The sequence below is a fragment of the Coprococcus sp. AF99-45 genome, from assembly GCF_027663865.1.
GTDB classification, from domain to species: Bacteria; Bacillota; Clostridia; order Lachnospirales; family Lachnospiraceae; genus Allocoprococcus; species Allocoprococcus comes.
In genome coordinates this window covers 233314-240905 of sequence record NZ_JAQDGZ010000004.1, presented here as the reverse complement: position 1 = coordinate 240905, position 7592 = coordinate 233314, and the positions used below count along the sequence as shown (strand labels likewise).

At 41.6% G+C, this 7592-nt stretch carries 7 protein-coding genes, 1 tRNA gene and 1 riboswitch; all 8 genes read left to right on the top strand.

The genetic code is table 11. From position 1 onward, the window contains the following. Positions 1–26: 26 nt before the first annotated feature. Positions 27–97: transfer RNA gene (locus tag PGR14_RS05400), tRNA-Cys, on the top strand. Between the two features lie 272 nt (positions 98–369). Further along, positions 370–453, top strand: a riboswitch (cyclic di-GMP riboswitch). Positions 454–605: 152 nt separating this feature from the next. Further along, complete coding sequence (locus PGR14_RS05395; protein WP_022220450.1) at positions 606–1265, top strand: hypothetical protein; 660 nt, start codon at positions 606–608, stop codon at positions 1263–1265. 273 nt (positions 1266–1538) lie between these two features. Next, on the top strand, positions 1539–2051 hold the full coding sequence (locus tag PGR14_RS05390) for a GGDEF domain-containing protein (protein WP_243172391.1): 513 nt from the start codon (positions 1539–1541) through the stop codon (positions 2049–2051). 19 nt (positions 2052–2070) lie between these two features. Next, positions 2071–3996: an EAL domain-containing protein gene (locus PGR14_RS05385; protein WP_270223104.1), complete on the top strand. Its 1926-nt coding sequence runs from the start codon at positions 2071–2073 to the stop codon at positions 3994–3996. A gap of 74 nt (positions 3997–4070) precedes the next feature. Further along, a complete protein-coding gene (gene iadA, locus PGR14_RS05380; protein WP_270223103.1) occupies positions 4071–5216 on the top strand; it encodes a beta-aspartyl-peptidase in 1146 nt (381 codons plus the stop codon). Positions 5217–5322: 106 nt separating this feature from the next. Further along, the gene (locus PGR14_RS05375; RefSeq protein ID WP_044998914.1) at positions 5323–5805 is read left to right on the top strand and encodes a LeuD/DmdB family oxidoreductase small subunit; all 483 of its coding nucleotides are present in this window, start codon (positions 5323–5325) and stop codon (positions 5803–5805) included. 3 nt (positions 5806–5808) lie between these two features. After that, positions 5809–7059 (top strand): 3-isopropylmalate dehydratase large subunit, encoded by a 1251-nt coding sequence (locus PGR14_RS05370; protein ID WP_055157885.1) that lies wholly within the window; start codon positions 5809–5811, stop codon positions 7057–7059. 33 nt (positions 7060–7092) lie between these two features. Then, positions 7093–7584 carry a LeuD/DmdB family oxidoreductase small subunit gene (locus PGR14_RS05365; protein WP_008371705.1) on the top strand — a complete coding sequence of 164 codons (492 nt, stop codon included), beginning with the start codon at positions 7093–7095 and terminating at the stop codon, positions 7582–7584. Positions 7585–7592 lie beyond the last annotated feature (8 nt).

Here is a 7592-nt window from a genome sequence, read left to right as displayed (position 1 = left end):
GGGTTCGATTCCCGTCGGAGTCATCTGGCGCCATAGCCAAGTGGTAAGGCAAAGGTCTGCAACACCTCTATCACCAGTTCAAATCTGGTTGGCGCCTCTAGGAGAAATCTGGAAACAATTGTTTCCAGATTTTTTGGTATACAAATATAATATACCATATATAAAAATGCGGTATGTGAAGAATGTGCTTCCTACATCAAAAAATAACAGAAAATATATTGAAAATCAGCTTTCGGGAGCCATTGAGCAGATGGAAGAATATATCAGAAAGTATCCGATGTTTCTTGTTATGGATTATGTGTAAAACTATAGATTATTATAACAATTAAAATATTGTTTCGTCATCTTGAATATGCTATACTGGAATTATGTTTATAGGGGCAAAGCTGTTGAAAAACTGTGACGCAAAGCCAAAGGGACTAAGGCAGTACGCTATGTCAGCCGGTTGCAATAAGAAGATGCGGATAGGTTAATAGAGTAAGTGAAAAAAGCTATTCGGCTTAAATTTTAGTCACCTGTATAACGCAGGTGACTTTTTTGTTTCATAGGAAATTACATTTTCTATGTAGAAAAACTTCCGGCAGAATGCATAGGAGATGAGGGAAATGAAAAAAGGAAAGAAATGGAAAAAAATTGAAGCATTCTGCATTTTGCTCATTGTGACATTGTTGCTTATTTTTGTCAGAATACTGTATCAGCCGGGTACGGAGTCGGAAAGGGGCGAGTTGTACACCTTCAGCAATGGATGGTATCAGCTGAAGGATGGGAAAAAGACGGAGCTCAAATTGCCGTGTTTTGTTACAGCGGATAAAGATGGGCAGATCATTCTTTACAATGATATGTTATCAGAGGCTGATAAGGGAAAAATCTTGTCGATCCGAGGAATACAGGATCAGCTGGAAGTCTGCATAGGAGACCGGCTTCTCTACCAATATAAGGATAACAGATTTGAAAAAAACAGGCAGATGAAAGGGAAAATATGGGCAGATATTTCTTTGCCGGAGAAAATCGGGCAGGAAGTGTTATCAATCAGCTATGAAACTAAAAAGAATGCCAGACTATATGTGTATGCCCCGATGATCGGAGAGTTTTGTTCTGTTTTCAGACAGCATCTGCTAGGATCGATTTTTTCGATACTGGTAGTTTTGGGAATGACCGGTCTCGGTATCGTTTCGGTGATTGTTTTTTTCTATACCAGATACAGGCAGATCGTAGAAAAGAGATTTTTAAATGTAGCATTGTTTTTGCTTCTATGCAGTCTGTGATGTATTCTGGATTCGGGAATTTACCAGATGTATGGCAGTCAGAATGCAGCAGGAACGTTGGTATCCTTTTATGCGTTTATGACGATGCCTGTTCTCATGCTGTTATTTGTACAAAATACAGTGAGTGAAAGTGTAAGATGGATACCGCAGGTCTGGATTTTTCTTCTTTATGCAAATGCTGTTTTACAGGGATTCTTGTATTTTCTGTTTAGGATTCCTTTTATAGACATGTTATTTATCACACATCTTTTATTATTTACGGGGGTTGTGTCTATGATTCTTCTTTTGTGGAAAGAGTATCGGAAAACGCAGGAGAAGGAAGTAAATCTCTGTCTAAAGGCATTTGGTGTATTAGGGATAAGCGGTGTAATCGCACTGGTACTGTACTGGGTATTATCCATTTACTGGTATGAATCTATTTTCCAGTTTGGCATTCTTCTTTATATTGCTGTTTTGTTTTGGGGATTGCTTTGTAAAGTATCCAACAACATTCAGTTTTGCCTGGAACAGGAGGTTTATAGGAGAATGTCCTTGGAAGACCGGATGACAGATATGAAAAACCGGAAATCATTTGAGATGTATCTTGAAGAGATCCAGGAGGGTGCGATTTTACTTGAAAATGTATTATTGTTGTTTGTGAAAATTGCAGAACTGAAGAAGATTAATGATATGTCTGGAAGACAGATGGGTGATGAAACGGTTATCCGAACGGCAAGAAGCATCCAGAGTGCAGAAAGGAGTGTTCTGGAACAGCAGGCAGACGATATGCTTTGTTCAAATAAATAAAAACCGGCGGAGGATAAATATGACTTATAATATAGATTTTCTTATTGCGGCAATGGTTATATTGTTGCTGGTTTTATGGTATTTTCTGGGACAGAAAAGAGCAGAGGATCTGAATAATCAGGTATTCCTTTTCTTTGCCATCATCGGTATTTTAGATGTGGTTGCGGAACTTGCCAGTAATTATTATATTTCTTTTCCAAATAGTAATTGTGAAATTGCTGCAATGCTTGCAACAACGATCTTTTATCTGCTTCAGGCATTGCTGCCGTTTACGGTGATCTGTTATATTCAGACATTACATGATAATAAGATCATTTCGGCAAAAAAGATGTTTTTATCAGGTGTGCCGACATTCATTCTGATGGGGATGATTCTGACAAACCCGTTCACAGAAAAGCTGTTTTATTTTGATATACCGGCAGGCTATATGAAAGGTCCATGGTATATGCTGATGTATTACAGTGCACTTTGTCATATGGCAGCAGCCTTGATCCTTATTGTTATATGGCGGAAAAAACTGGGCTATCAAAAAGTGAAGAGCCTGCTGGAAATCCTGTTGATATCCGGTGCGGGAGTGGTGATCCAGCTTTTATATCATCCGCTTCTTACAACAGGGTTTGGTATGAGTCTGGGAATTCTGGCACTATTTATTACGATCAACAATCCTCATGCAAATATCGATACACTTACCGGATTATACAATCATCTGTATCTGGTCAGAAAAAGCAATGAGCTGATCAGTGCGGCAAAATCATTTCACATTATTACGGTGTATCTTTATCAATTGAGGCACATTAATAAAATCGCAGGGGTACAGGGCGGTAATTTAATCTTAAAGCTGACAGCAAGAAAACTTGGTGAGATGTGCGGGAAAAAAGCATTTCGTACAACGGGAAAGCGTTTTATGATACTTACCGGTTCACTTGAAGAATATGAATATTATCTTACGCAGCTGAAGAGAATGTTTGATGGAAACAGTAAGCTGAATGTCAACAATAAAATTATTACAGTGCCTGTGATCATAAGCGGGATCATGAATGCGCAGAAACTTGGAGACAGCGGGCTTATTCTAGAGTATGCTGAATATCTGGAAGCCTTATCTGCGAAAAATGGTCTGACAGAGGTGATACAGGATGATTATCAGACGATGAATGGTTTCCTTTATAATAAACGGGTAGAACAGTATTTGCATAAGGCGATTACAGAGGATCTGTTCGAGATATACTATCAGCCGGTTTACTCTACACGGAAAAAATGCTTTATCACACTGGAAGCACTAAGTCGCCTTCAGCATCCGGAGCTTGGCTGGATCGCACCAGATGTATTTATTCAGATTGCAGAAAAAAATCATATGATCGAACAGATCACAGATCTACAGTTTAGTCGTGTCTGCAGATTTTTAGGAGAAAACCGATACCTGATGAGGCATCTTCTGAATGTAAAAGTGAACCTGTCTTCTCTGGATCTGATGAGAAATGACTGTAGCAGACATTTTATCCGGATTATGGATGCTTATAAGATTCCACATAACTGGATACAGTTTGAAATCACAGAAACGGTTGCGACTGAATGCAATGCGGGTCTAAGAAGAGTTGCGGAGGAATTTACGGACGCTGGCATTGGTTTGTGTCTGGATGATTTTGGTTCCGGATATGCAAATCTGAATACGGTAATGAGGCTTCCGTTTTCTGTGATCAAGGTTGACAGATCTCTGCTTTTTGATATCTGCAGGGATGAGAAACGGGCAATTTTCTATGAAAGTGTTGTAGAAACATTTCATAAAATGAATTATCATATTGTTTCCGAAGGGGTGGAAACGCAGGAAGAAATGGAACAGATCAGCAGCTGGGGAGTCGAGATGATTCAGGGCTATTATTTTTCCAAGCCGCTTCCTGAAAAAGAGCTTTTGGAATTGCTGAAGAAGCAGGATAATATAGAAAGATAAAATTAAGAGGCAATTCATCAGGCAGACAAATTAATGTATGAAAATAAAAGAATGTCATAAAGAGGAGGAAAGAAATGTTACTTATTAAAAATGCAAAAGTTTATGCACCGGAGTATGTTGGAAAAAAGGATCTTTTAGTATGTGGGGGAAAAATTGAATGTATGGAAGATAAGATCGAGGATTTTCCGATCGCATGTGAAGTTATTGATGCAGAGGAAAGAATTCTTACACCGGGGTTTATTGATCAGCATGTTCATGTTACCGGAGGCGGTGGGGAAGGAAGCTTTCATACCCGTACACCGGAACTTCAGCTGTCAGAACTGGTAAAAGGCGGAATTACAACGGTTGTAGGACTTCTTGGAACGGACGGACTTACAAGGAGTGTTGAAAATCTTTACGCAAAAGTACAGGCTTTATGCGAAGAAGGGGTAAGTGCGTATATGCTTACCGGTGCATATGGATATCCAAGTCCGACTATTACCGGAGAGGTAGATCGGGATATTATGTTTGTTGAAAAAGTACTTGGCGTGAAACTTGCCATTTCAGATCATCGGGCACCGAATGTGACGGAAAGTGAACTGATCCAGCTTGCGAGCAAGACCAGAACGGCAGGTATGTTAAGCGGAAAACCTGGAATCGTGGTGCTGCATATGGGAGATGCAGATGCTGGATTGTCGCCGGTGTTTGAAGCTTTGGAAAAGAGTATGATTCCGATCAAGATTTTCCGTCCGACTCATGTGAACCGCAGAAAAGGTCTTCTGGAAGAGGGCTATCAGTTGCTTGAAAAGGGTGGATACATCGATCTTACCCGTGGCATCAGTGAGGACTTTTGTCCGGGCGGATGCATTTTAGAAGCAAAAGAAAAGGGAATCCCGACAGAGCATATTACCATCAGCTCCGACGGACACGGAAGCTGGTCAAAATACAGAGAAGACGGAAGCCTGTTGGAAATCGGTGTTTCCTCAGTAGATGCGCTGCGGGAAGAACTTCTGTATATGGTACATGAGCTTGATATGAAGCTGGAAGATGCACTTCCATATATGACATCACATGTAGCGGAGGCACTGGGATTGCAGGGTAAGAAAGGGACAATACAAAAAGGAGCCGATGCAGATCTGCTTTTGTGGGACAATGACCTGAAGCTTGACAGTTATATTGCAGGTGGAAAAATCTTTATGCAAAAAGAAAAAATCATTTGCAAGGGAACCTATGAAAAATAGGAATTGAATAAAGTACAACGTTAGCCTGTTAAAATATTCCCTTGCGGAAATGCCGGAAAAGCCTTAAAATAAAGGAATCATGTGTATACAGAAAGGAATATGCTTTATGGAAAAAGGGACTATTTTTAAATTTCATAACGATCTGGATACAGACCAGATCATCGCATCCCAGTATCTGTTGCTGCCGAATCTTGAGGAGATGAAGAGCCACGCATTTGAATCTCTGGATCCGGATTTTGCACAGAAGGTAAAACCGGGAGATTTCGTGGTCGGAGGAGAGAACTTTGGATGTGGATCTTCCAGAGAGCAGGCTCCGGGTGTGTTAAAAGCGTTAGGTGTAAAAGCTGTTATCGCAAAATCATTTGCAAGAATTTTTTATAGAAATGCTATCAATATCGGACTTCCTGCTATTGTCTGTAAAGACCTTCCGGATGAAGTAAAGACCGGAGATCAGATGGAGCTTCATATGCTGGAAGGAACCGCTGAGGCAAATGGAAAGGTTTATTCCTGCACAAAACTGCCGGAATATATGCAGAATATTTTGAATCAGGGCGGACTTATTGCGTCTCTGAACCGTGAGGAGGAATAGACGATGGGAATGACAATTGCTGAAAAGATCATTGCAGCGGCAGCCGGTGTGGAAAGCGTAAAGCCGGGTGACATCCATACAGTAGAACTGGATCGTCTGATGAGTAATGACGGAACTACACATCTTACCGTTGATATGTATAATAATAAATTAAAAAATCCGCATATTGCAGATACAGGCAAGCTGGTATTTATCGTAGATCATAACGTACCGTCTGACTGTCCAAAGACAGCCGCATCCCAGAAGAAGATGCGTGATTTTGCAAAGGCAAACCACATTGATTTCTGGGAAGGGAAAGGTGTATGCCACCAGATTATGATGGAAAATTATGTTCGTCCGGGAGAACTGATCTTTGGTGCAGACAGCCATACCTGTTCTTACGGTGCACTTGGTGCATTCGGGACCGGTGTTGGATGTACAGACTTTCTTTACGGTATGGTAACAGGAACTTCCTGGGTAATGGTACCGGAGACTGTGAAATTCAACCTGGTTGGAAAGCTGCCGGAAGGTGTATATGCGAGAGATCTGATCCTCACCATCATCGGTGAAGTCGGGGCCAACGGATGTAACTATCAGGTGATGGAATTTACCGGAGAGGGCGCGAAGACTCTGACAATCAGTGACCGTATCGCACTTTGCAATATGGCAGTAGAAGCCGGAGCTAAGACCGGTATTTTTGAAGTTGATGATGTGGCAATGGAATATTTAAAAGAGCATGGACGCGAGCCAAAGGCTGTATATCACAGCGATCCGGATGCGCATTATGTAAGAGAATATACATTTGACTTATCCAAGGTAGAGCCGGTTGTTGCAAAACCGGATTTTGTAGACAATCTTGCGCCGGCAAAAGACGTGCGCGGTATCAAGATTGATGAGGCATTCCTTGGATCCTGCAACAACGGACGTATCGAAGATCTCCGTGTAGGCGCACAGGTTATCAAAGGAAAGAAAGTATCTGAAAAAGTAAGATTCCTTGTTGTTCCGGCAAGTCAGACTATTTACAGACAGGCTCTGGAAGAAGGACTGATCGATATCTTCATGGATGCAGGTGCGATCGTGATGAACCCGAACTGTAGTGTATGCTGGGGAAGCTGCCAGGGCGTAATCGGTGAAAATGAAGTCCTGATCAGTACAGGAACCCGCAACTTTAAGGGACGTGCAGGACATCCGAGTTCAAAGGTATATCTTGGATCGGCTGCAACCGTTACAGCATCTGCCATTGCCGGAGAAATTGCACTGGCAAGTGATGTGTAAGAGACGAAATTACGTTTGACGAGGTGACATAAGATGGATAAATTTACAGGACGTGTATGGGTTCTTGGAGATGACATTGATACCGATATCATCATTCCAACTGAATACCTTGCACTTAAGACAATCGATGATATGAAGCAGTATGGCTTTTCTCCTCTTCGTCCGGAACTTGCCGGACAGATCCAGAAGGGGGATATCATTGTAGCAGGAAAGAACTTTGGTTGCGGTTCGTCAAGAGAACAGGCACCGGAGATCATCAAGGCAATGGGTGTGCAGTGTGTGATCGCCAAATCATTTGCAAGGATCTTTTTCCGTAATTCGATCAACAACGGACTCCTTCTGATTGAACAGCCGGATCTTTATGATGATATGAAAGAGGGCGACGAGATCACGGTAGTGATGAATGAGCATGTGGATTATAATGGCAAGGAATATCCGATTGCTTCTCTGCCGGAGAATCTGATGAGCATTATTCAGGCTGGCGGTCTGGTAAAAGCCATGCGCAAGCTGAATGGACTGGATTAACCGGAAAG

Coding starts and splice junctions, on each gene's coding strand:
- PGR14_RS05395 (WP_022220450.1), top strand. CDS start 606: ATGAAAAAAGGAAAGAAATGGAAAAAAATTGAAGCATTCTGCATTTTG.
- PGR14_RS05390 (WP_243172391.1), top strand. CDS start 1,539: ATGATTCTTCTTTTGTGGAAAGAGTATCGGAAAACGCAGGAGAAGGAA.
- PGR14_RS05385 (WP_270223104.1), top strand. CDS start 2,071: ATGACTTATAATATAGATTTTCTTATTGCGGCAATGGTTATATTGTTG.
- iadA (WP_270223103.1), top strand. CDS start 4,071: ATGTTACTTATTAAAAATGCAAAAGTTTATGCACCGGAGTATGTTGGA.
- PGR14_RS05375 (WP_044998914.1), top strand. CDS start 5,323: ATGGAAAAAGGGACTATTTTTAAATTTCATAACGATCTGGATACAGAC.
- PGR14_RS05370 (WP_055157885.1), top strand. CDS start 5,809: ATGGGAATGACAATTGCTGAAAAGATCATTGCAGCGGCAGCCGGTGTG.
- PGR14_RS05365 (WP_008371705.1), top strand. CDS start 7,093: ATGGATAAATTTACAGGACGTGTATGGGTTCTTGGAGATGACATTGAT.